Origin of the sequence: Variovorax sp. J22P240, from assembly GCF_030316855.1 — a bacterium.
Classification (GTDB): Bacteria; Pseudomonadota; Gammaproteobacteria; order Burkholderiales; family Burkholderiaceae_C; genus Variovorax.
Window position 1 is genome coordinate 104,118 of the sequence record NZ_JASZYR010000014.1, and the last position, 23,936, is coordinate 128,053.

22 protein-coding genes are annotated in these 23,936 nt (G+C 65.1%); 11 read left to right on the plus strand and 11 right to left on the minus strand.

What is annotated here, in order from left to right; all coding sequences use genetic code 11:
• Window positions 1-234 precede the first annotated feature (234 nt).
• Together QTI24_RS25265 and QTI24_RS25270 are read left to right on the plus strand one after the other, a co-directional pair.
• A complete protein-coding gene (locus tag QTI24_RS25265) occupies window positions 235-2,031 on the plus strand; it encodes a glycoside hydrolase family 15 protein (RefSeq protein ID WP_286604127.1) in 1,797 nt (598 codons plus the stop codon).
• The gene (locus QTI24_RS25270; RefSeq protein WP_286604129.1) at window positions 2,028-2,984 is read left to right on the plus strand and encodes an aldose 1-epimerase family protein; all 957 of its coding nucleotides are present in this window, start codon (window positions 2,028-2,030) and stop codon (window positions 2,982-2,984) included. Before QTI24_RS25265 ends, QTI24_RS25270 begins: the two co-directional genes overlap by 4 nt.
• Window positions 2,985-3,413: 429 nt before the next feature.
• On the opposite strand, the gene QTI24_RS25275 is transcribed toward QTI24_RS25270, so the two are convergent.
• The 6 genes from QTI24_RS25275 to QTI24_RS25300 form a co-directional block, all read right to left on the minus strand.
• Window positions 3,414-4,439 (minus strand): YeiH family protein, encoded by a 1,026-nt coding sequence (locus QTI24_RS25275; protein WP_286604130.1) that lies wholly within the window; start codon window positions 4,437-4,439, stop codon window positions 3,414-3,416.
• A gap of 33 nt (window positions 4,440-4,472) precedes the next feature.
• Window positions 4,473-5,699 carry a porin gene (locus QTI24_RS25280; RefSeq protein ID WP_286604131.1) on the minus strand — a complete coding sequence of 409 codons (1,227 nt, stop codon included), beginning with the start codon at window positions 5,697-5,699 and terminating at the stop codon, window positions 4,473-4,475.
• A 12-nt stretch (window positions 5,700-5,711) separates the two neighbouring features.
• Entirely contained in the window at window positions 5,712-6,500 is a 789-nt protein-coding gene (locus QTI24_RS25285; RefSeq protein WP_286604133.1) for an SDR family NAD(P)-dependent oxidoreductase, read from the minus strand.
• Between the two features lie 3 nt (window positions 6,501-6,503).
• Complete coding sequence (gene kce, locus QTI24_RS25290; RefSeq protein ID WP_286604135.1) at window positions 6,504-7,439, minus strand: 3,5-dioxohexanoate:acetyl-CoA acetone transferase; 936 nt, start codon at window positions 7,437-7,439, stop codon at window positions 6,504-6,506.
• 189 nt (window positions 7,440-7,628) lie between these two features.
• Window positions 7,629-8,669: an AraC family transcriptional regulator gene (locus QTI24_RS25295; protein WP_286604175.1), complete on the minus strand. Its 1,041-nt coding sequence runs from the start codon at window positions 8,667-8,669 to the stop codon at window positions 7,629-7,631.
• Between the two features lie 51 nt (window positions 8,670-8,720).
• Entirely contained in the window at window positions 8,721-9,692 is a 972-nt protein-coding gene (locus QTI24_RS25300; protein ID WP_286604136.1) for a quinone oxidoreductase family protein, read from the minus strand.
• 195 nt (window positions 9,693-9,887) lie between these two features.
• On the opposite strand from QTI24_RS25300, the gene QTI24_RS25305 reads away from it, so the two are divergent.
• The 5 genes from QTI24_RS25305 to QTI24_RS25325 all read left to right on the plus strand — a co-directional run bounded on the left by QTI24_RS25305 (window position 9,888) and on the right by QTI24_RS25325 (window position 14,958).
• On the plus strand, window positions 9,888-10,859 hold the full coding sequence (locus QTI24_RS25305) for a tripartite tricarboxylate transporter substrate binding protein (RefSeq protein WP_286604138.1): 972 nt from the start codon (window positions 9,888-9,890) through the stop codon (window positions 10,857-10,859).
• Between the two features lie 32 nt (window positions 10,860-10,891).
• Window positions 10,892-11,734 (plus strand): TauD/TfdA dioxygenase family protein, encoded by an 843-nt coding sequence (locus tag QTI24_RS25310; RefSeq protein WP_286604139.1) that lies wholly within the window; start codon window positions 10,892-10,894, stop codon window positions 11,732-11,734.
• A gap of 68 nt (window positions 11,735-11,802) precedes the next feature.
• Window positions 11,803-12,876 carry a beta-keto acid cleavage family enzyme gene (locus tag QTI24_RS25315; RefSeq protein WP_286604140.1) on the plus strand — a complete coding sequence of 358 codons (1,074 nt, stop codon included), beginning with the start codon at window positions 11,803-11,805 and terminating at the stop codon, window positions 12,874-12,876.
• A 3-nt stretch (window positions 12,877-12,879) separates the two neighbouring features.
• Window positions 12,880-13,848: a Bug family tripartite tricarboxylate transporter substrate binding protein gene (locus tag QTI24_RS25320; protein ID WP_286604141.1), complete on the plus strand. Its 969-nt coding sequence runs from the start codon at window positions 12,880-12,882 to the stop codon at window positions 13,846-13,848.
• A 51-nt stretch (window positions 13,849-13,899) separates the two neighbouring features.
• Window positions 13,900-14,958 (plus strand): beta-keto acid cleavage family enzyme, encoded by a 1,059-nt coding sequence (locus QTI24_RS25325; protein WP_286604143.1) that lies wholly within the window; start codon window positions 13,900-13,902, stop codon window positions 14,956-14,958.
• 62 nt (window positions 14,959-15,020) lie between these two features.
• Here QTI24_RS25325 and QTI24_RS25330 read toward each other — a convergent pair whose 3' ends face one another.
• A complete protein-coding gene (locus QTI24_RS25330) occupies window positions 15,021-15,197 on the minus strand; it encodes a hypothetical protein (protein WP_286604144.1) in 177 nt (58 codons plus the stop codon).
• A 344-nt stretch (window positions 15,198-15,541) separates the two neighbouring features.
• On the opposite strand from QTI24_RS25330, the gene QTI24_RS25335 reads away from it, so the two are divergent.
• A complete protein-coding gene (locus QTI24_RS25335; RefSeq protein ID WP_286604145.1) occupies window positions 15,542-16,261 on the plus strand; it encodes a TetR/AcrR family transcriptional regulator in 720 nt (239 codons plus the stop codon).
• Between the two features lie 31 nt (window positions 16,262-16,292).
• Here the strand turns inward: QTI24_RS25335 and QTI24_RS25340 are convergent, their stop codons facing one another.
• The 3 genes from QTI24_RS25340 to QTI24_RS25350 form a co-directional block, all read right to left on the minus strand.
• A complete protein-coding gene (locus QTI24_RS25340; protein ID WP_286604146.1) occupies window positions 16,293-17,693 on the minus strand; it encodes a carotenoid oxygenase family protein in 1,401 nt (466 codons plus the stop codon).
• Between the two features lie 261 nt (window positions 17,694-17,954).
• Window positions 17,955-18,260, minus strand: a complete 306-nt coding sequence (locus QTI24_RS25345) for a DUF1330 domain-containing protein (RefSeq protein WP_286604147.1) — start codon at window positions 18,258-18,260, stop codon at window positions 17,955-17,957.
• Window positions 18,261-19,042: 782 nt separating this feature from the next.
• On the minus strand, window positions 19,043-19,984 hold the full coding sequence (locus tag QTI24_RS25350) for a LysR family transcriptional regulator (RefSeq protein ID WP_286604148.1): 942 nt from the start codon (window positions 19,982-19,984) through the stop codon (window positions 19,043-19,045).
• Window positions 19,985-20,122: 138 nt separating this feature from the next.
• Between QTI24_RS25350 and QTI24_RS25355 the strand changes: the two genes are divergently transcribed.
• The 3 genes from QTI24_RS25355 (at window position 20,123) to QTI24_RS25365 (ending at window position 23,505) form a co-directional block, all read left to right on the plus strand.
• Window positions 20,123-20,905, plus strand: coding sequence for a gamma-glutamyl-gamma-aminobutyrate hydrolase family protein (locus tag QTI24_RS25355; RefSeq protein ID WP_286604149.1), 783 nt, complete (start codon window positions 20,123-20,125; stop codon window positions 20,903-20,905).
• Window positions 20,906-21,013: 108 nt separating this feature from the next.
• Window positions 21,014-22,111 (plus strand): M14 family metallopeptidase, encoded by a 1,098-nt coding sequence (locus tag QTI24_RS25360; protein WP_503011309.1) that lies wholly within the window; start codon window positions 21,014-21,016, stop codon window positions 22,109-22,111.
• Window positions 22,112-22,173: 62 nt separating this feature from the next.
• Complete coding sequence (locus QTI24_RS25365) at window positions 22,174-23,505, plus strand: MFS transporter (RefSeq protein ID WP_286604152.1); 1,332 nt, start codon at window positions 22,174-22,176, stop codon at window positions 23,503-23,505.
• Between the two features lie 39 nt (window positions 23,506-23,544).
• Here the strand turns inward: QTI24_RS25365 and QTI24_RS25370 are convergent, their stop codons facing one another.
• Window positions 23,545-23,835 (minus strand): DNA-3-methyladenine glycosylase I, encoded by a 291-nt coding sequence (locus QTI24_RS25370; RefSeq protein WP_503011307.1) that lies wholly within the window; start codon window positions 23,833-23,835, stop codon window positions 23,545-23,547.
• Window positions 23,836-23,936: the final 101 nt, after the last annotated feature.

Genomic DNA, 23,936 nt, shown 5'->3' on the forward strand with positions numbered 1-23,936 from the left:
TTTCCCGTGGGTAAGGCCTTGACTGCAGGAGTGGGCACCTCTTCCGCGGCCGATATGGTCGGAAATCGTTACGTTGGTAACGGGACAATGTCAACGCAGCACAGGCGCGGGCAATCGCCTCCAAAATCAGGACCAGCTCCAGCTCGCTGCTCACCCGGCTAGACGGACCCAGTAACGCCACCGCAGTTTCAAGTCTGAATCCGCCTCGGCGCCGACTGCCCCACGGGAGGTCGAATGGCTCTTCGCATCGAGGACTACGGACTCATCGGCGACATGCACACTGCAGCATTGGTCGGGATCGATGGGTCGATCGACTGGATGTGCCTGCCGCGCTTCGACTCTTCCGCATGTTTCGCGAACCTGCTCGGCACCGAGGAAAACGGTCGATGGCGCATCGCTCCGACCGGAGACGCCGTCGCCGCGACGCGACGGTATCGGCCATCGACGCTCGTTCTCGAAACCGAGTTCGAGACGGCCGACGGCGTGGTTCGGCTCATCGACTGCATGGCCTTGCGCGCGTCGAACCCACGGATCGTGCGGATCGTCGAGGGCGTGCGCGGCACCGTACCGATGTCCGTTCGGCTCAACCCGCGGTTCGATTACGGCAAGACCGCCCCGTGGATCCTCGCCAAGGATCAGGCGGTGAGTGCCGGCGCGGGACCCGAGGCGGTGGAGTTGCGGGCCGACGTACCGATCACGTCGCAGGACCGTTGTCTCGAAGCCGACTTCTCGGTGAACGCGGGCGAGCGCGTTTGCTTTGTTCTCACAGGGTACCTCTCCTGGGAAGACGCGCCGCCACCGATCGATGCGCTCGATGCCGTGGCCGAGACTGAGGCCTGGTGGCGCGCCTGGTCGGGTCGTTCGACGTACAAAGGTGCGTGGAAGGATGAGGTCGAACGCTCCCTCATCACGCTCAAGGCGCTCACCTACGCACCCACTGGCGGGCTGGTGGCCGCGCCCACCACGTCGCTGCCCGAGTTTCTCGGCGGTGTGCGCAACTGGGACTACCGGTACTGTTGGATCCGAGACGCAGCGCTCGCGCTGGACGCGCTCATGTCTGCTGGCTATGTCGAGGAAGCGACGCAATGGCGCGACTGGGTGATCCGTGCCGTTGCGGGCGACCCCGAAGACCTGCAGATCATGTACGGAATCGCAGGAGAGCGCCGCCTCGACGAGTACGAACTCGGCTGGCTGGCAGGCTACGAGGGGTCCGCCCCTGTGCGGGTCGGAAACGCTGCCTCGGGGCAACTGCAGCTGGACGTCTATGGCGAGTTGGCCGATGCGATCTGTCGCGCGCGGCGGCTCGGCATGACTGCCGTCGCCGCAGCGCTGGATCCCACCCAAAGCTTCGTTCTGTGGCTTGAGCGCCATTGGCGCGAACCCGACGATGGCATTTGGGAGGTTCGGGGGCCCCGACGTCAGTTCGTCCACTCGAAGGTGATGGCCTGGGTCGCCGCCGATCGCGTCGTGAAGATGTTGCAAGGGTCGGGCTACAAGGGCGCGATGGACGAACTGCTACGGATGCGGGACGACATCCACGAGGAGGTGTGCCGCAACGGCTTCGACGCCGAGAGGAACACGTTCACCCAGTACTACGGATCCACGCAGCTCGATGCGGCGCTACTGCTGATCCCGCAGGTTGGATTTCTGCCGGCGACCGATCCGCGCGTGGCCGGCACGGTCGAGGCGATCCAACGTGAGCTTGTGCATGACGGGTTCGTGATGCGGTACATCCCGGACAAGGACGCGGCCGACGGATTGCCCCCGGGCGAAGGCGCGTTCCTCGCCTGCAGCTTCTGGCTCGTCAACGACTTGGCCATGCTCGGGCGACTCGAGGAGGCCCAGGCGCTTTTCGACCGGCTGCTCTCGCTCCGAAACGATCTCGGACTCTTCGCCGAGGAATACGACCAAGCGCACCAGCGACTGATCGGCAACTTCCCTCAGGCGTTCACTCACCTGACGTTCATCGCCAGCGCCATGGCTCTCTCGGAAGCTGCCAATGCGCGGGGGTCCCCCGCCCGGGATCGATGAGCTCGGTCAACGCGGTCTCGCCACTCTCGGGTGCGCAATACGAGATCCGTCACGGCTCGCAGCGCGCCATCGTGACCGAAGTGGGCGCGACGCTGCGCCACTACTCGGTGGAAGACGCGGACATCATCGATGGATTCGGGGTGGAGGAGTGGTCGCCCAGCGGCCGCGGTCAGGTGCTGGCTCCCTGGCCGAACCGCCTCGACCGCGGGCAGTACCGGTTCGAAGATCGGGCCGGCCAAGCGGCGCTCGACGAGCCCGAGTTGCAGAACGCGATCCATGGGCTGGTGCGATGGCTCCCGTGGAAGACTGCATCGAAGTCAGCCGATGAGGTTGCGTTGACCTGCGCGCTCCATCCGCAGCCGGGGTATCCGTGGCGGCTCGACCTGGAAGTCCGGTATCGGCTCGATGTGACAGGCCTGACGGTCTCCTTCCGGGCGCGAAATGCCTCGAACGTCCCCGCGCCCTTCGGGATCGGTTTCCATCCCTACCTGACGGTGGGCGCCGCCATCGACGACGCGGTGCTGCAGGTCCCGGCGAACCGATGCCTGGTGATGGACGACCGCGGGCTTCCGGTCGGACACGAGCCGGTCGCCGGATCGGACCGGGATTTCACCGAGCCGAGGTCGGTCGGCTCGGTGCGGCTGGATACTGGCTACACGGACCTCGTGCGAGGGGCCGACGGCCTCGCGCGTGCATCCGTGGCGCGGCCCGACAAGGGCCGACGTGTCAGCCTCTGGGCCGATTCGTCGTTCCGATACCTCATGGTGTACACGGGCGACACAATCGAGAATGTGTCGCGTCGACGCCGCGCCATTGCGATCGAGCCAATGACGTGCCCGCCGAATGCTCTTCGTTCAGAGATCGGCCTCTTGAAGTTGGAGCCCGGGCAACACGTCGAGGGCCGCTGGGGGGTGGTGCCGGATTGGGCCGAAATTGGCACATTGACGCCGTAGTATCGGGCACCACGCGGCAGGAGGTCGACGAGGCAAGGGCCGCCCGATCGCAGACCCTGGTGAAGGACTGCAAATGGCGCCAGTTCGCGGCCGTGCCTGACAGCTGACCTTCGGCGTGATCGCCCGGTTGGCCAACGACCGCTATAAGCGAGTTTGGTGAACAGGCAGTCCCGGCCATGAGTAGTCGGTCGTCGAGCCGAACGCTACGACCGGTTCGACGAGGTTGCGGACATCCAGTAGTTGCACTCGACGATCCGACTGGCGCGCAAGGAGACGGCGGACATTTTCATGGACCCCCGACCCTCCGGCCCATTCGCGATCCGATCGAGAGCGGGCTTGAATGCGGCCACAAACAGGATGCATGCATGCTTGACGTTGAGGTGTGAGATGCGAACCGCCTCACTCAGAGTGGGCCCAGGCCTGAATTGCTCAGCCGAGTGCCGCGCCGCCCCAGTGCAGCCACGCTACCACGAACCCGGCGAGGAATATTGTCTCGCCGACCATCAGAGCGATTGGCCTCCATCCCACCGTTGCAAGTTCTTTCAGCTGGGTCTTCATGCCGATCGCGGCGATTGCGGCCACCAGGCACCATTGCGAAAGATCGACACCCGCTTGAGTGACAGCCTTGGGCACCCAACTCGTGCTGTTGATCGCGACCAGTGCCGCAAAGGCAATCGCGAACAGGGGCAATAGCGGCGGACGCTTGCCATCGGCGGCCTTGCCTTGATCGGCTCGCGTCAGGAATCCCGCGAACGCAATCACAGGCAGGAGCATCGCGACGCGCAGCAGCTTCACAAAGGTGGCGGCATCACCGGTGGCGATCGATATGCCATAGCCGGCACCGACGACCTGCGCCACGTCATGGATGGTGCCGCCGAGGAAGATGCCGGCCTGTACCGGATCGAGGCCCAGCGCGCGCACGATCATCGGATAGATGATCATCGCCAACGTCGACAGCGCGCTGACGCTGATCACGGTGAACAGCGTGGCGCGCTCCCGCATGGGATGGTTCGGCATGGCCGCAGAAAGCGCCATGGCTGCCGACGCTCCGCAGATCGCGACTGCGCCGCCCGTGAGCAAGCCGAAGAAGCTTCGATACCCCATCAGCCTGGCCAACGCGATACCCAGGCTGATGGTGAGCGCTACCGACGCCATCACCATCAACACCGGATGCCAGCCCATGGCGGCGATCTGGCCCGTGGTGATGCGCAAGCCCAGCAGCGCCACGCCCAGGCGCAGTACCTGGCGTGCTGTCCACTCGATGCCGGCGGTGCAGGGGCCGTCGGTGGACAGGAAGTTCATTGCCATGCCGAGGAGCAGCGCGAAGAGCATGACAGGCGCACCATAGTGCTGCGCCAGAAACGTGGCCGCTGCAGCCACGACGGCACTGGCGAGGACGCCTGGGAACAATTGGCGTCCGAGCGTGGGCCAACCAGTCAAGGTCAATGCGGTCATTGTGATGCGCTTGCAATTGGGCGAAGGGTTCAATCAGAAGACGTGTCGAATGCCGACGTCGTAGCCAGTCGAAGACTGTGGCGTCGGCACTGCGCCGTTGATTGCCTTCGTGAAGTAGGCGGGCCCGCCAACGGTCAGGTCGGCACCATTCTTGTTGTCGATCCGTGCAGCCGTCGCGTAGACAGCCGTACGCTTCGACAGGTTGTAAACGTAGCCGAGGGCGAACTTCTCGGACTTCGGGTCCGGAGCCAGGCCAGGAGCGATCTGATTTATAGCAGTGATGTTGTTGTACTTCACCTGGGTATAGACGGCACGAATCAACCCGGGTCCGATCGGTGCGTTCAGGCCGATCAGCGCGCCGTTGGCTCCCGGGTTCGTGAAACCAAAAGCGTTCGCGACCGGCGGGATGCCGGAGAAGTCCGTCTTCAGCTTGTTGTTCGAGTACTCGCCGAACAGCTTGATGACGCCGAAGTCGTACGTGGCGGCGACGTTCCAGATGTCGAGGTTGGTCGTCGTGCCCAGGAAAAACTGGTCTCCAACCGTGCTTCGGCCGAGTGCCACTGCGACATCCAAGGGGCCCTTCGTGTAGCCGAAGCGGCCGCCTGCGTAGCGTCCGGCTCGCTGGCTGTTCGGTGTGTTCGGTGTCAAAACGCCCGGGTCGACCTTGTTCGCCTCGTTGAAGGCGTACATGACTTGGCCGTAGAAACCTCCCAGATTCGGTGGCAGGAAGTAGCCCACCGAGTTGGAGGCACGAATGTAGTTGGGGTTGGCCTGGAACCCGTTGGCCGCTTGTCCGGGCGTGTTGAAGCCGCTCGCGGTGGCGATCAGGTTGATGCCCACGCCGTTGGAGGTGAACGGATCGGCGATGGCGTCGTTCCAGAACGTGGGCGTGTAGTCCCTGCCGAGGCGGATTTCGCCCAGGACCCCTGACAGGCTGACAGTCGATCGACGGTTGAAGGCAAGACCCCCGCCAGGCGCGAAGCCGGCGCCGGTGTCGTTGAGTATTCCGGCTTCGAGCCAAAAGCTGGCAGCCGCACCGCCACCGAGATCCTCCGTGCCGCGGAAGCCCAGGCGGCTGCTAGCGTAACCTCCGCTGTTCTGTACGGTGCTGCTGGTCGTGACGCCGATGCCGAACGGAGTCTCGGCCTTGTTCGAATAGCCGCTGACTGTGGCGTCGACGACGCCGAACATCGTGATGGAGGACTGGGCCGCAGCGCCACCGGCGACGAGTACGGTCAAGGCGATCAGGGGTTTTCTCATGGGCTCTCTTCGTTATTGAAAGATGACTGACGCACGGGCGGCTCTCGCCCCGACCAACATGGCGGTCTTGCCGCCATTGACTGCGAGGATCTGTCCCGAGATGTACCTGGAACGATCGGACGCCAGGAAGACGATGGCATCGGCGACCTCCTCCGGGGTGCCGATGCGGCCGGCGGGAATCGTTGCGGCGACCGCCGCGATCTTTTCGACCCCTCCCGCGATGCGTTCCAGCATCCCGGTATCGATGGGACCAGGAGCCACCGCGTTGACTCGCACGTTCGACCGGCCTGCCTCCAATGCCGCTGACTTGGTCAGGCCCTCGATCGCGTGCTTGCTCGCCACGTACATCGGGTTCTGTGCGTTACCGCGGCTTCCCATCGTGGAGGAAAGGTTGACCACGACGCCCTGCTTCTGCCAGAGCATCACGCGCAGCTCGTGCTTCATGCTGAGAAAGGTCCCCAGAACATTCGCGTCGAAGGTCGCCGAATAGGATTCGACGGTCTGGTCGACGATCGACCCGGGCGTTCCCTCGGTCCCTGCACTGTTCACGGCGACATCGAGCCGGCCATAGCTCGCCACGGTGCGTTCGACGAGTTGGCGCACATCCTCCTCACGGCTGACGTCGGCAGCCACGAACTCCGCCTGGGCGCCCAGTTCGCGGAGTTCGGCAACGAGCGCGGCTCCGGCCGTGGCATTGCGGCCGGAACACATCAACCGGGCGCCTTCGAGCGCGAATGCGCGAGCGGTCGCGCGGCCAATCCCGGCCGTGGCGCCGGTCACAAGAACAACAGTTTCAGTCATGGATCAGAACGCCACCGCGTGTTTGCCTTTGAGTTGCAGCATCTCGCGCGCTTGCGCAGGGGTTGCAACTTCCAGGTTCATCGATTTCAGCATCGAGACGATGCGCTGCACTTGCTGGGCGTTGCTCCTCGCGAGCCGCCCCGGCCCATCCCACAGCGAGTCCTCGAGCCCCACGCGAACGTTCCCTCCCAGCGAAGCCGCCATGGAGGCCAGCGGGACCTGGCTGCGGCCGGCTCCGAGGACCGACCAGTAGTAGTCCTGGCCGAACAGGCGCTCGGCAGTCCTGCGCATGTGCATGACGTCGTCGGGGTGTGTGCCGATTCCGCCCAGCAGTCCGAAGACGGACTGAATGAAGAATGGCGGCTTGAGGATGCCGCGGTCGATGAAATGCGCCGCCGTGTAAAGGTGGCTGGTGTCGTAGCACTCGATCTCGAACCGGGTGCCACTCTCGGCGCAGGATTCGAGGATGTAGCGGATCTCCTTGAAGGTATTGCGGAACACCCGGTCCTCCGAGCCTTCGAGGTAGGGCCGTTCCCACTCGTACTTGAATTCCTTGTGCCGGCCCAGCATGGGATAGAGGCCGAAGTTCATCGATCCCATGTTCAGCGACGCCACCTCGGGCTTGAGCTGCAATGCAGGCTGCAGGCGCTCCTCCACCAGCATGTTCGGAGCGCCGCCTGTCGTGAGATTGATCACCACGTCCGAGTGCTGCGCGATGGCCGGAAGAAAGGCCCGGAACAGTGCCGGGTCCTGCGAGGGCTGGCCGTTCTCGGGGTTGCGCGCATGCAGATGGACGATGGCCGCGCCTGCTTCCGCGGCCGCAACCGCCTCGCAGGCGATCTCGTGCGCGGTGATTGGCAGGTGGGGCGACATGGTCGGCGTGTGGATCGCTCCGGTCACCGCACACGTCACGATGACCTTGCTTTGGGGTGCTGCCATGGCAGATGTCTCCGTTCGATGTCTTGATTCAATTGGAATGAATCAGGCGATGGCAGCGCCTGATTTCCTGGATCCAGTATCTGGCGACGCGACCCATGCAGCTTGCTCTTTTGGGACGCGAACTTGCCGATCTGAGACAGCTCTGGATCGATGCAGGCAAGACGCCGCGGGCCGAAAAGCGCCGATCGATCAGGACGTCACGTACTCTTTTGCTGCTGCCATGTCCGTCGCTTGCTTGATCCATTGCGAGGCGCTGCAGCCGAACTGACCCTGGAACCAATGACTGAAGCTGCTAGGCGTTGCGAAGCCCAGTAGCTCGGCCACCTCGCTCAGCGGCAGGTCGCTCTCGCGCAGATGACGTTTGACCAGGTCCGAGCGCACCTGATCGAGCAAGCTACTGAAGGTGAGACCCTCCGCAGCGAGCCGGCGGTGCAGCGTGCGGCGATCGACGCGCAGGTGCCGAGCAACCTCCTGTGCGCTGCAGGCGCCACCAGGCAGCAGCGCGAGGATGAGCTGGCGACAGCTGTCATGCACGCTTTCACTGCGATCCCTGAGGGCCGCTTCCAGATATTTGCGCGCGTAGCCCGCCGCCACCTGGTCTCCCGGCTCGCGCGGCTTGGACAGGTCGATCGCAAGACAGACCAGGCCATTGAATTCCTGGTTGAACTTGACGCGCCGTCCGAAGAAAGCGCGATGGGTGGAGACGTCACTGGGTGGGCGATGCGTGAAGCAGACTTCGAGCGGTCGCCAATGCGGGCCGATCAAATCGCTCAACATGCGAAACACGGTGCCCACGGCGAGTTCCACCGACTGTCGCATCGGCAGCCCGGGGCTTGGCATCAGGTCTTCCCGGATAACCACCACACTGTCGGTGTCTTCGACATGGATGGTGAGTGAGGCATTGACCAGCTTCAGGTAGCGGCACAGCGTGTCGAGGGCGTCCCTCGGCGTGGCCTCCTCCCTCAGCACGAGGCTGATGGGCCCGAGGGCGGAGAGTTTGCGCTGGGCCGCAAGACGCAGCGCAAGATCTTCAGTCCGCGTGGCACGCGCGGTGATCTCCAGCAATTCGCGCACGGCATCTCTCGGGATCAGCGTCTCGGGATCCTCGAGGACCTTCGGCTGCAGCCCCACGGTTCGCATGAAGGTATGCGGGTCGCGACCGAGCGACTTCACCAACTCGACGTAACCGCTCAAGCTGGCGCTACGCATGAGTCGTGCAATGTGTCTCATGGGTCGGTGCTGGAGCGCCATTATGGTACCGACCTCGCGCCCGAACGTCGCTCAGGGAACGAGGACGGTGGAGCCGATCGTCTTGCGTCCTTCGAGCGCGCGGTGCGCTTCTGCCGCGTCGGCCAGGGCGAAGCTTTGCTTCGGCTCGCTGACGATGTGCCCGGCGAGCACATGGTCGAACAGCTCCCGCGCCATGTCGAGCATGTGCGCACGCGGCTCGATGTAATGCCTCATCGCCGGCCGGGTGAGCCAGATGGAACCCTTGGTCGCCAGCAGCCTGGTGTTCAGGATCACCGGGCCCGACGAAGTGCCATTGCTTACCAGCGTTCCGCGAGGCTGCAGGCAGTCGAGCGAAGCTTCCAGCGTGTCCTTGCCTACCGAGTCGTAGACGACGGGAACGCCCTTCCCTCCGGTGATCTCCTTCACACGCTCGGCGATGTTCTCGCGCGAGGTCACGATGGTGTGCGCGCAGCCGTTGGCCTTCGCGATGGCGGCCTTTTCGTCGGTGCTGACGGTGCCGATCATGGTCACGCCCATGGCGCGCGCCCACTGGCAGGCGATCAGTCCGACGCCGCCCGCCGCCGCGTGGTACAGGATGGTCTCGCCTCCCTTCAGCGGATAGACCTGGCGAAACAGATATTGCGTGGTCATGCCCTTCATGATGAGCGACGCGGCAGTGCGATCCGTGATGCCGTCGGGCAGGGGAATCAGCACCTCGGCAGGCATCACGCGCGCTTGCGCGTAGGCGCCCGGTGGTCCGACCAGGTAGCCCACCCTGTCGCCCACGCGGATATCCGTCACGCCGGGCCCAAGGGCTTCGACCACGCCCACCGCATCGGTACCGAGGCCGTTGGGCAGAGCCATGGGATAGAGGCCGGTGCGAAAGTAGACGTCGGCGAAATTGACGGCGATGAAGCTGTGGCGCACGCGGGCCTCGCCTGCGCCCGGTTCGCCGACCTCGACGTTTTCGAATCTGAGGACGTCTGCGCCTCCGGTTTCATGAAGGCGGATGGCTTTGGTCATGGTTCGTGTCCTTGTCTGTGAATGCATGTGGAGATGCAATTCTTGAGGGTCGGATACAGGACTGGAAGCTCGCCGTCCGTTATGCCCCAATTCGACAAATCCATGTCCCCGATAAGCAAGTGCCGGTTGCCGGTGCGCCAGATACTGGACCCGCTGACAGGTCTGTCCGAAACGAACAGGAAATGGAGACTGGAAATGAAACTGCATCAGTTTGCTCGCCCTGCGATGGCGTTGATCACATGTTCGCTGGCGCTCAACGTCTGGGCCGCATCAGGCGACAAGCCCCTGAGGGTCATCGTTCCGGCACCGGCGGGCGGAACGATGGACACCGCCGCACGCGTCGTCGGGCAACAGATTTCCGCGGACACCGGCCGACCGGTGATCGTCGAGAACCGCCCCGGCGCAACGGGCTCGATCGGGCTCAGCGCCATGCTGCAGGCGGCCCCGGACGGCAACACGATCCTGCTGGGCGCGAGCAACCTGCTGGTGGAAGCGCCGCAGGTGATGAAGGTACCGTACGACCCACTGAAGGACATCGTCACCATCGCCAGGGTGGCGTCCTCGAGCTACGTCCTCGTGACCGGTGCCAGCTACCCGGCCAAGGACTTCCAGGGCCTTGTCGCGCAGTTGAAAACGCGCAAGGGCAAATCCAGCTTCGCCAGCTACGGCATGGGGACGGTGTCGCAATACTCGGGACTGATTCTCAGCAGCCAGGCTGACCTGGACATGCAGCACGTCGGCTACGCCGGATCGCCGCCCGCGCTTCAGGACCTGATCGGCGGCCAGGTCGACATCATGTTCGACGGCGTGGTGACTTCGTTGCCCCTGATCAAGAGCGGCATGCTGCGTCCCTATGCGGTCTCCGGGAAGAACCGGTCCAGGTACTTCCCCGACGTGCCGACCATGACCGAGCTCGGCTACCGGGACATCCAGTTCCAGGGACAGGTCTGCTTCTACGGCTCCAGCAAGCTGCCGGCCGACGTCCTGGCGAAGCTCCAGGCTCTCATCAAGAGGGCCGCCGATGCGCCCGCGGTGCAACAGAAGCTGATCGACGTGGGCGTGGAGCCCGATGTGAGCATCGATACGGCTGCGCTGCTGGCCGAGAACAAGTTGCTGTCCCAGCGCAACGCCGCCATCGTCAAGAAGTTCAACATCCAGGCGAACTGACCCAGCGCCGCCATTCCTCCAGAGAGCAAGACATGAAGATCAAGCAAGTCACGCCGGCCATTGGCGCCGAAGTCAGCGACGTCCATCTCGGCGAAGCAGCGCGCAACCCCGAACTCTTCGCACAGGTCAGATCCGCGCTGCTCAAGCACAAAGTGCTTTTCTTTCGCAACCAGGACATCACGCGCGCCGACCACGTGGCCTTCGCAAGTTGCTTCGGCAAGCTGGAAGACCACCCCGTGGTCAACAGTGATCCCAAGCACCCCGGCCTGGTGCTCATCTATCGCAGCGACTCCAGGCACAGCTACGAGAACTCCTATCACTCCGACGGGCTGTGGCGCCAGAGCCCTGCCATGGGTGCCGTCCTGCGCTGCATCGAATGCCCGGAGATCGGCGGCGACACCATCTGGGTCAACATGGTTCAGGCGTACGAGGAACTGCCGGAGGAGATCAAGCAGAAGATCCTGAAGCTTCGCGCCAAGGCCAGCATCGAGCCTTCTTTCGGCGCCGTCATGCCGGAGGAAGCGCGCAGGAAGCTGGACCGGGACAACCCGCCGGTCGAACATCCCGTCGTGCGCACGCATCCCGAAACCGGCGAGAAGATCCTGTACGTAGGTGGCTTCACCACGCACTTCGTCAACTACAACACGCCGGAGAACATCCGCCACGGCATCGACAAGCTGCCCGGCGCATCACTGCTGCTGAACTACCTGACGAGCCGGGCCACCATTCCCGAGTACCAGGTGCGCTGGTCCTGGCAGCCCGGGGACGTGGCCGTCTGGGACAACCGCAGCACGCAGCACTACGCGGTCAACGACTACTGGCCCGCACCTCGCAAGATGGAGCGCGCCGGCATCGTGGGCGACGTGCCGTACTGAGTACCCGAAGTCTTGTCATCCTCGTTCAATATTCCCGACGTCACATTTCAACTCGGAGACCCATCCCCATGAACTTCCTCGACGGCCACCTGTACCCTGAGAACCAGCAGCCCCTGATCATCACGGCCGCGCCCTATGCGCCGGGTTGGATCCCCTCGGACTTTCCGGAAGACATCCCAGTCACGATGGAGGAGCAGATCCAGAAGGCTGTGGACTGCTACGAAGCCGGTGCCACCGTGCTGCATCTGCATGTGCGTGAAGCCAATGGCAAGGGTAGCAAGCGCCTGTCCATGTTCAATGAGCTGATCGCCGGCGTGCGCGCCCGCGTGCCGGAAATGATCATCCAGGTGGGAGGCTCCATCAGCTTCGCGCCGGAAGATGATGGCTCGGCCGCCAAGTGGTTGAGCGATGACACGCGGCACATGCTGGCCGAACTCACTCCGAAGCCCGACCAGGTGACTGTCACCGTCAACACGACGCAGATGAATGTGACGGAGCATGCAGGTATAGATGACTTCAAGGGAGTTTCGCGCGGCTTCCCGCACCTCTATGCAACCTACAAGGACATGATCGTTCCCTCGAATCCCAGCTGGGCCGAGGAGCACATCCGTCGCCTGACAGCCGCCGGAATCCAGAGTGAGTTTCAGTGCTACAACATCAACAGCTTCGAGACGATCGAGCGGATGATTCGCCGCGGCGTCTACAAGGGCCCACTGGTGATGAACTGGGTGGCCATCAGCGGCGGCATGGATCAGGCGAACATCTACAACCTCGCCAACTTCCTGCGTGCTGCACCCGACGGCGCGGTGATCACGGTGGAGAGTTCGGTACTGAACGTGCTGCCCGTGAACATGATCGGCATTGCCTTGGGCCTGCATGTGCGGTGCGGCATCGAGGATGTGCTTTGGAACCAGACCCGCACGGGAAAGATGAGCTCCGTTGAGCAGATCAAGCAGTTGGTTCGTATCTCTGGCGAATTTGGCCGTCCCATCGCGACAGCGAAACAGGCACGAGAGATCATGAAGATCGGGGTCTTCTACGAGACGACGGAAGAGACGCTTCAGGCCAATGGCTTCGCGCCCAATCGCAACGGGGGCAACCAGGGGTTCCTGCGCAAGCCGGACAGCGAACTGGTGGCTTGAAATATGAAACTTCTGCAACTTGCACGCGCCTCCATGGCGCTGGTCGGATGCTCGCTGGCGCTCGGCGCCTGGGCCTTGGGCGATCGGCCGGTGCGGCTCATCGTCCCGGCGCCCCCGGGCGGAACGATGGACATCGTCGCCCGCGTGCTCGGGCAGCAGATGGCTGTCGACATCGGTCGACCGGTGATCGTTGAGAACCGCCCCGGAGCAGGCGGCTCGATCGGCCTCCAGGCCATGCTGCAGGCCGCGCCGGACGGCACCACGATCGTGGTGGCGGCAAGCAACGTGCTGGCCGAGACGCCGCAGGTGATGAAGATGCCCTTCGACCCGCTCAAGGACGTGGTCCCGATCGCGTCGGTAGCCAGGTCGGGCGTCGTGCTCGTGACCACGTCAGGCTACCCCGCCAAGGACTTCCAGGGTCTGGTCGCGCAATTGAAGACGCGCCAAGGCAAGGCCAGCTTCGCCAGCTACAGCCCGGGCACCGTGTCGCAGTACGCGGGACTGATCCTCAGCGATCGGGCCGGGCTGGACATGCAGCACGTGGGCTATCCCGGATCGCCGCTCGCGCTCCAGGACCTGCTCGGCGGCCAGGTCGACATCATGTTCGACGGCATGGTGACCTCCATGCCGCTGATCAAAGGCGGCAAGCTGCGCCCCTACGCCTTCTCCGGCAAACGCCGCTCCAGATTCCTCCCTGATGTGCCAACCACCGCCGAGCTCGGCTATCCGGAACTGCAGTTCCAGGGATGGGTCGGTTTCATAGGCTCCAGCAAGCTGCCGGCCGACGTGCTGGCGAAGCTTCACGCAACCATCGAAAAGGCAGCGCAGGCACCCGCCGTGCAGCAAAAGCTGATGGACGTGGGCCTCGAACCCGAACTGAGCGTCGACACGCCGGCGCTGCTCGGCGAGACCAGGGCGCTGTCCGAACGCAACGCCGCCATCGTCAAGAAGTTCGGCATTCAGGCGAACTGACCCGAGCCGGCATCCTTCCGACATCCGCATTGCAACCCGAGACGAAACGACATGAACTTCCTAGATGGCCACCTGTTTCCCGAAAACCAGCAGCCGCTGATCATCACGGCCGCTCCTTATGCGCCGGGCTGGCTTCCGTCCGACTTCCCGGAAGAAATCCCTGTCACGATGGAGGCTCAGATCCAGAAGGCGGTGGATTGCTACAACGCCGGCGCAACGGTTTTGCACCTTCATGTTCGCGAACTCGATGGCAGGGGCAGCAAGCGCCTGTCCAAGTTCAACGAACTCATCGCCGGCGTGCGTGCGCGCGTGCCCGAGATGATCATCCAGGTGGGCGGCTCGATCAGCTTCGCGCCAGAGTCCGAAGGCGCGGCGGCCAAGTGGCTGTCCGACGACACGCGCCACATGCTGGCCGAACTCGATCCGAAGCCGGACCAGGTGACCGTGACCGTCAACACCTCGCAGATGAACGTCACGGAGCACGCCGAACTGGCAGACTTCAAGGGCACTTCGCGGGAAATCCCCGCCATCTTCGAGGCCTACAAGGAGATGACGGTGCCGGCCCAGCCCGGCTGGGTGGAGGAACACATCCGCCGCCTCACGGCCGCCGGCATCCAGAGCGCCTTCCAGTGCTACAACATCAACAGCTTCGAGTCGGTCGAGCGACTGATGCGCCGCGGCGTCTACAAGGGCCCGCTGGTGATGAACTGGGTGGCGATCAGCGGTGGCATGGACGCACCGAACATCTACAACCTCGCCAACTTCCTGCGTGCCGTTCCCGATGGCGCGGTGCTCACGGTGGAAAGTTCAGTCCGCAACGTGCTGCCCGTGAACATGATGGGTATCGCCATGGGCCTGCACGTGCGCTGCGGTACCGAGGACGTGCTTTGGAACCAGACGCGCACGGCCAAGATCGGCACCGTGGCACAGATCGAGCAACTGGTGCAGATCTCGCGCCAGTTCGGTCGCCCCATCGCGACCGCCCAACAGGCGCGCGAAATCTCGAAGATCGGTGTCTTCTACGACACGGCGGAGGAATCGCTTCTGGCGAATGGCTTCGCGCCCAATCGCAACGGGGCCAACCAGGGATTCCTGCGCAAGGCCGCATGACTCCTCATCGAGGGCATGTCGCGTGCCCTGCGTTTTGAAGTACTCGGCCTGTCCTGCCCGGCTCAGGACACCCCGCCATCTCCATGATCCTCCGCGGCGGCGGCCTGCGTGTTCCGCTGCGAGGCACAGCAGCCGAACTGGCTGGGAGACCAGTGGCTGAAACTGCTCGGGCGCGCGAAGCCCAGCAATCCGTCCACACCATGCGGCAGGTTGCTGTCGCGCAGATGGCGTTTGCTCATGTCTGAGCACACCTGCTCGAGCACGCTGCGGAACGTTCGGCCATCACATCTCGCAGAGCCACTGACCGCCATTTCGCGACATTCAGAAGCAGTCGCTCACGCGCGACTTCGTCGTCGTCGTCCGTTGCCGCCCGCGATCCGAACTGGCGACATCGGCGACGGTCAAGTTCCAGAGTAGACCGGCCGTTCGTCAAGAAAAGTGCCAATGTCTGGTCTCGGCGACCGCTGTCATCGGCAGCCAAATTCGAAGGACAGCAGACAGTCTCAATCCGAATTCACAAGGCTATTGGCATCGCCAAGATGCACGCCGTGCCAGCGGTCCGGCAACGAAAATCGTCGGCACGGTGATCGCTGACCAGGTACGGATCTCTCAATCTTGTCGATGCCTATATCTACGGCCTTTCGGCGCTACCATCGACCCCATGAAGAAGGATTCCCCCGACACCCGCGCCTACCACCACGGAGACTTGCGCCGCGCCCTGATCGACTCGGCGCTGTCGATCGTCACTGAAGAGCAGGACTGGAGCTTTTCGCTTCGGGAGCTCGCACGCCGCGCAGGTGTCTCCCACGCCGCGCCGCACAGTCATTTCGCGGAGAAGCGCGATCTGCTGATTGCGGTCGCGGAAGTCGGGTTCGCGAGACTGCGCGATTGCATGCTTGATGCCGTCTCGAGGCTCAAGAAAGCGGACAAGGCACTGACCGCCGCCGCGCAGGCCTACATTGCATTCGCCGCGGAGAACCCGGCGTTGTATCGATTGATGTTCGGCCCCGCGCTTGCGGATGGCGCAGCGACAAGTCCTGCCGCCTCCGAGATCGGCGCAGAGGCCAAGGCTGTTCTTGAGGACCTTGTTCTGAGGGGCGCGAGATCCGGCATCTTCACGCCGAAGCCCGACGATGCGGTCGCACTTGGCGTTGCCACGCTCTCATGCTGGTCGACCGTCCACGGCCTGGCGAATCTGATCATCGACTCGAAGGTCAATGCTGCCCTCCCCGTTCACAAAGTCGTGGATGGCGTGATGCAACTCCTTCTGGATGGCGTTCGAGCGCGACGGCCGACATCGTGAAGAATGCACAGCAGCCGCGCCGCGCGACCGCTTACGTGCGGTCCGGGATCCAATCGCCGTGGAAGCCAAAGGGCACGCGCACGGGAAGTTCGACGACCGCCAACGGCGGACCGGTGAAGTCCCGGGCCGACAGGATCACAACATCGCTGGCATTGCGCTCGGCGTTGAAGACGTAGCACATGAGATAACCATCGTCTTCATCGGTTGCCCCGCTGCGCGGTACGAACACCGGCTCCAGCGACGCATGCCCGGGGCCAAAATCGTGCACCTCGGTGTGTCCGCTGCGCACATCGTGCTTGTACACAGGCCCAGAACTCACCTGGTCTCCCCACCAGTGGGCCGTGTACGCAAATTGATAGTCCTGCCCACCAAGTCGATCGTCGATGCGCGGAAATTCGCCGCCGTGATCGTCGAGAACGCGCTCCGACAGCCGGCCGCCGGCGCGATCCAGGGTCCACCGCGCCAAGACAGGCGTGCCCTCGTTCGGTCCCTGCGTATCACGTTCGAACATGCGCGGATGGCGCACCACGTCCACCACCACGTCGCCGGATTCGGCCTCGAAGGCGTTCACGATATGGAAAACATAGCAGGACGGCGCGTCGAACCAGATCATGCCGGCGACATTGCCGTCGCGCCGAAGGAGGCCCACGCGCGGTGCCTGCCGATCGTTCCAGAAATAGGGAAAGAGATGCGTCGGCGCCGATTGGGGCTGAAAGGTGACAGGCAGGTCGAGAACGACGATGAAGTTATGCGTGAAGCCCACGTCATGCACCATCGGTTCGTGCGGCGTAACGATCTCGGCACGGGTCTGGGCGCGCCCTTCCGCGTCGACCACCACATAGCGCAGTGACGGACGACCCGGCTCATAGGTGATGGCGACGAGTTCTCCCGTGATCGGGTCACGCTTCGGATGGGCGGTGAACCCGCCTTCCAGCGTGCCACCGAAGTCCGAGTGCGCGACGCTCTCCAGATCGGCGTCCAGTTCGATCGGCAACGCACCGGCTTCCACGATGGCATGGACGCGGCCGCCGATGAGCGTCACATTGGTGTTCACCGGACGTTGGCCGTCACCCGGGCCCGGAATCGGAGCCTTGCCCAAAGCCGCGGCCGCGTCGGCGCTCAGTGCGAAGCGACTGCGATACCACTCCGCGCGGCCGCCGCGCAGGCGCAGGCTGTGCACAAGACCGGTCCCCGTGAACCAATGGTAGCCAGCCGGATCAACCGGGCCGACCGGGCTTGGTCCGATGCGCAGGAGGCGGCCATCCAACTCCTCCGGAATGCGACCGCGGACCGGGAGGTCGAAGGCGGTGGTCTCCCGCGTCATCGGGGCGAAGTTGCCACTGAGGTAGGCGACCTCGGTCGTCGCTTGGGTCGAAGCTGGCGACTCGGCTGACGCTTTCTTGGACTGAGTCACGGTGACATCGGTGTTCATGGGAATCTCCAGGATGTGGTGGATAGGCTCGCAAGTGGCATCCGTTGCCAACTTGACGGTGCCAATATTACGACGACATCTTGTCATTGACAAGATTGAGAATCGAAAGACCACAATGTCCGCGGGATCGCGAGATGAGTCGCCTGGTGCAGTCGATCTGGAGGTGAAGTCGGATCGAGTGGTTGCTCGAACTCCGGTCCTGCTCGCCCGTACGGCAGGTTCGCAAAGCAGTTGCTGACGTTGGCAGGGCCGCTGCTTGGATCAGCCCGGCTGCGGTGCGTCGTAGCCTTCGATGATCAGCAGGTCGGCCGTCGAGATCGAGGTCCGCAGCTTGATGGCCGCCTGGTATTCAGGCGACTTCCAGCATTCGAGCGCCGCCTCGTAGCTCGGGAACTCGATCACCACGTTCCGAGAGCGGCTGATGCCTTCGGGGCTCTCCGAGCGTCCGGCGCGAACCAGGAAATGTGCGCCGTACTTCCTGAGCGGTTCGGCGTTGGCCGCCACGTACCTCTTGTATTGCTCGGGGTCGCTGACGTCCACGCGGGCGATCCAATAGCCTTTGGGCATCTGCCGCTCCTAAGGTGGGGTGGAGAGTGATCCTAACTATGCGAGATGGCCGCCGGCAGATCGTTTATGCGAGGGCAGGAATCGATTGCGGGCGGCGCGTTCGATTCGAGTCTGGAATTTGTCGGGTCGAGAGCTTTGGCCTGGGCCGATGGCCGCTCGACGGTTGCAGTCCGCTTCAAGACTGATTGCGGCCCTCACGCATCGAGCGCGATCGGCAAGGATGGGCCCCTCCCCTGCCTGTCGTCGGCGACCTTCGTACGGCTGCTGCGCGGCGCTTGCCGTCCTTCCCGGCCGCAGGGTGATTCGCGCTGCGAGGGCGACTCCGGTCGCTCAACAGCGAAGCACACTGGTATCAACTGCCGGTCCCAAGGCACTGCGGTCATCGCTCCTGCTTGCCCACCGGCGACCGTGCCCTCGAAGTTCGAACGTTGCTCTGCTAGCCATCGATATGGGGGCTCGGGCCGGCCCGTCGCAGCCAAACTGGTTGCCGTCGATCGAATTTGGGCGAACGTCGGCGACCGCTCAAAGCTGACGCTCGTGCTTTTCCTGACGACAGGCTGCTCCACCTCGGAGCTTGACCTTCGCCGACATCGTTAAGGAAATCTGGGATACGCGCAGTGGTCGGATCGCTGTTGGCAACGGGGGCTAGGACGGTGCCGCGTGTCAACGGCGCCTCCGAATGCCGCGAAAAGGCGGTCAGGGCATTCCTGACGTTGACCGTCATCGCCTCAATCCGCTGCAACCTGGTCGGGCCCTTCATGGCCGGGCGCGGCCACGCTTGTTCAGCGGGCAGCCCCGTCAGCCGGCGTCGCCTCGGCCTCCAGCCCGACCAGATATTGCCGCACGAAATCGAACGCCCGCGCCGCCGCTGGCGCGAGCGTTCGGCCGGCGCGCTGCACGATGCCCAGCATCAGTTCAGCATCGAGCGCCGGCTGCACATCCAGCGCAATCACGCTGCCGGCGCGCAGTTCCTCCAGCATCGTCAGCTCGATCGCCGGCATCACGGCGTCGGTCGCCAACATGACCTGGCTCACCGTGCTGCCATCGGCGCACTGCAGCGTGAAGCGGTCGAGCATCGAGCCGGTCAAGCCGTAGCGGCGCAGGAAGCGGCGCTCGTCCTCCGGCCCGATGAAGCCGGGTGCGATCAACGGATGGCGCAGCACGTCGGCAATCGCCAGTGCGCGCCGCCCCTGCAGCGGATGGCCCTGGCGAGCGAACCAGCCGAAGCGGCAGGCGTACAGCGGCTCGACCTGCAGCTCGCTGTCGGTGTCAGCGGCACGCACGTCGCCGACGAAGAAGTCCAGTGTCTCGTTGCGTAGCGCGTCGAGCAGGCGGTCGGTGGTCTCGATCAGCGTGCGCAGCCTCAGCCCCGGCGCACCCGCCATCAGCTCGACCAGCAGCCGTCCGAGCAGGCCACGCGCCAGCGCCGAACCCATGCCCAGCGCCAGCGAGCCGGCGCGGCCGGAGTGCATCAGTGACAGTTCGCGCGCGCCCTCGGCCTCCTCGAACACGATGCGGCGCGCGCGGGCGAGGTAGGCCTGCGCGAACGGCGTGGGCACCAGGCGGCGCTCGAGGCGGTCGAACAGCGGCGCGCGCAACTCGTCCTCCAATGCCCGCAGGCTGCGCGACAGCGCCGGCTGGCTCAGGTGGACCCGGTCCGCGGCCGCGCTGACCGAGCCCGTCTCGATGACTGCGAGCAAATGGCGCAACTGGCGGGTGTTCATCGAATATGCCTGAAGGTCCGCCATCATGCATTAACTGCAGGATCTAGACAACTTAAATGCACTTTACGCATTTAATCCCGCTCCCTACATTGGCGGCAGTGGCATCACGGAGATGCCGGAACCCAACAAGGCCGTTCGATGAACTTGCACGTACCCACCGCCGTCCGCCCCGTCGTCGCGATCACTTCCGACCGGGGTGAATTCCACGGCCACGCGATCCACCAGGCGTTCGACAGCTACCTGCGCGCGGTGCACCAGGCCGCCGGCGCCCTGCCGCTGCTGCTGCCGGCCGCCGGCGCGGCGATCGACGCCGCCTCGCTGATCGCCGCGGTCGACGGCGTGGTGCTGACAGGCGGACCGACCAACGTGCAGGCCGAGCGCTACGGCGCCGAACCGCTGCCGCCGGCCACGCTGACCGACCCCGACCGAGACGACACCGTGCTGCCGCTGTTGCCGGCGCTGGTGGCCGCCGGCGTGCCGGTGCTCGCGGTGTGCCGCGGCTTCCAGGAATTCAACGTCGCGTTCGGCGGCACGCTGGAGCGCGCGGTCCACGCGCAAGAAGGCCGGCTGGACCATCGCGAAGGCGACCACGATCGCCCGGTCGAGCGCTGGTACGACGATGCGCACGAGGTCGCGCTCACGCCCGGCGGCCTGCTGGCGAACCTGGCCGGTGCGACGCGCGCGACGGTGAACTCGCTGCATCACCAGGGCGTGGACCGGCTGGCACCGGGCCTGCGCATCGAGGCGGTGGCGCCGGACGGCTTGGTCGAGGCCTTCACGGTCGCCGACGCCCCCGGCTTCACGCTCGCGGTGCAGTGGCACCCAGAGATGCGAGTCGGCAACAGCCCATTGGCGCACGCGATCTTCGCCGCCTTCGGCGAGGCCTGCCACGCGCGTCGTGCGCGGCGGCTGGCCGCCTGATTCCTGCCTCCTGATCTACCGACTCCCAATCCCCTCCTCATCACCATGAACGCATTCGCCACGCTAACGCCCAGCCGCCCGACCCCCGAGTCCCACGCGCCGGCCGACATCGCCGATGCAGCCGCGCTGTTCTCCTCCAGCTACGCGCAGGCGCGGCAGCGATTCCGAGATGCCGCCTGCCGGCGCGACCTGGTCGTCGAATCGACCGTGCTGGACCTGGCCGGTGCCGACGGCGAGGAACTCGCGATCGATGTCGTGCGCGACGGCCCTGCCGATGCCGCACGGCTGCTGATCGTGACCAGCGGCGTGCACGGCGTGGAGGGCTACTGCGGCTCCGCGGTGCAGACCGGCCTGCTGGAACTGGGCTCGCCCGAGCGCGCCGCCGGCAAGCGGGTGCGCGACACAGCGGTCCTGTACATCCACGCGGTCAACCCCTGGGGCTTCTCGCACTCGCGCCGCGTGACCCAGGAGAACGTGGATCTCAACCGCAACTGCATCGACTTCGACGCGCCGCTGCCCGTCAACGCCGCGTACGGCGAGATTCACGACCTGCTGCTGCCCGAGGGCTGGCCGCCGACGCCGGCCGACGCGGCGGCGCTGGCGGCATACGCCGAGCGCGTCGGGCCCAAGGGCATGCAGCGCGCGGTGTCGCTGGGCCAGTACACGTATGCCGACGGCATGTTCTTCGGCGGCCAGGCGCCGACCTGGAGCAACCGCGCGCTGCGCGCGATCCTGCGCCGCCACGGCCGCGAGTGCCGGCAGATCGGCTCGATCGACATCCACACCGGGCTGGGCCCGTACGGCCACGGCGAGCGCATCTTCGCGTCGCCCGATCAGGGCGCGCCCATCCTCGAGCGCGCGCAGCGCTGGTGGGGTGAACTGACCTCGGTGCACACCGGCACTTCGTCCAGCGTGCCGATGACCGGGCCGGTGCAGTTCGCGCAGTTCGACGAATGCCCGCAGGCGCAGCACACCAATATCTGCCTGGAGTTTGGCACCTGGCCAGCCGAGCAGGTGCAGCAGGCGCTGCGCGCCGAGCACTGGACCTGGAGGCGCGGAGCCGACGCCAACCGCACCACCGCCGCGCGCGCCGCGCTGAAGGCCGCGTTCTATCCCGATGCCGCCGACTGGAAGGCAGCCATCTGGCGCCAGGGCCGCGAGGCCTTCGTCCAGGCGCTGGCCGGCCTGCAGCGCGTGCCGGTCTGACGCCACCGCACGGCGTCCCTTTGTTCCCTCGACCCGACCACTCACTTACCGGAGCCCCCGTTATGACCACCTCGACCGCCGGCTCGGCCGGCAGTTTCGTTCCCCCGGCGCCGCCGCGCGCCGACACTACGCCGATGCAGCCCACGATCTCGCGCAAGGCGGTCGCCGCCGCGATCGCCGGCAACGCGCTGGAGTTCTACGACTTCGTGCTGTACGCGTATTTCGCGATCTACATCGGCCAGACCTTCTTCCCGGTCGCCGGCGAGTTCGGCTCGCTGCTGGCATCGGTGGCCACCTTCGGCGTCGGCTTCTTCACCCGCCCGCTGGGCAGCGTGCTGATCGGCGCCTTCGCCGACCGCGTCGGGCGCAAACCGGCGCTGATCCTGACCGTCGTGCTGATCACGCTGGGCACGCTCGGCATCGCGGCAACGCCCGGCTACGCGACGATCGGCATCGCCGCGCCGATCATCGTGGTCGTCTGCCGTCTGCTGCAGGGGCTGGCGCTGGGCGGCGAGGTCGGCCCGGCGACCGCGCTGCTGCTGGAGATGGCGCCACCCGGAAAGCGCGCCTTCTATACCAGCTGGCAACTTGCCAGCCAGGGCCTGGCAGTTGCGGTCGGCGGGCTGTTCGGCGTGATCGTCTCCAGCACGCTGTCGCCGCAGGATCTGGCCTCGTGGGGCTGGCGGCTGCCGTTCCTGTTCAGCCTGGTGCTGGTGCCGATCGCGGTCTACATCCGCCGCAGCCTGCCCGAGACGCTGGGCCATCAGGAAGGCGCGTCCACCGCGCAGATCGTGGGCAAGGTCTTCGGCCAACAGCGGCGCTGGGTCGTGCTGGGCGTGCTGATGATGATGGCCACCGTGGTGTCCAGCCAGATCGGCAACTTCATGGCCACCTACGCGATCAAGGCGCTGAAGCTGCCGCCAGCGGTCGCGCAGAGCTCGGTGCTGCTGGCCGGCCTGCTGACCTTCGGTGGCTCGCTGCTCGCGGGCTGGCTGTGCGACCGCCACGGCCGCAAGGCGCTGATGCTGTTGCCGCGCGTGGCGCTGGCGGTCGCGATCGTGCCGATGCTCGTCTGGCTGCATAGCGCGCCCACCGCCGGCACGCTGTTCGTCGTCGTCGGCGTTCTGGCCCTGCTGACCGCGATGAGCGGTGCCGCCAGCCTGGTCGTCGTGCCGGAACTGATCCCGATCGCCATCCGCAGCACGACGCTGTCGCTGGTCTACGCGATCGCGGCCACGGTGTTCGGCGGCACGACGCAACTGGTCGTCACCTGGCTGATGGCGGCCACCGGCGACCCGGTTTCGCCGGCCTGGTACATCGTCGCTACCAGCGTGATCAGCCTGATCGCGATGGCGCTGCTGCCCGAGACGCGCGACGTCGACGTAACAAAGTGACGCGGCACGCCGGCCGCCTGCAACCGGCGGTCTTCGGCCTCAGGACGCCGGGCTGTCAAACGCCTGGCGCGCCTGCTTGACGCGGGCGGCGATCACGCAGCTCGGCACGTGGTCTTTGACGAGGCCCATCGCCTGCATGAACGGGCTGACGAAGGCCCCGCCGCGCTTCTTCTGGTCCTTCAACAGCGCGATCGATTCGGCGGAGGTGGAGATGGTCTGCGGCGCGGCGTTCGCCTGGTGGGCATCGCAACGTCGCCGGGACTGCCTGTTCGCCAAACTCGCCTTGGCAGCCCGCCCGACTGTGCGATCACGCCGAAGGTCAGCTGCCAACCGCGGCCGCGAAGAACGACAACATCACGAAATGGAGATCCTCGCAAAACGTGGCGAAGGGGGTCGCCGCGCTACACTGCCCGTCCTAGTCAAGCAGCTCC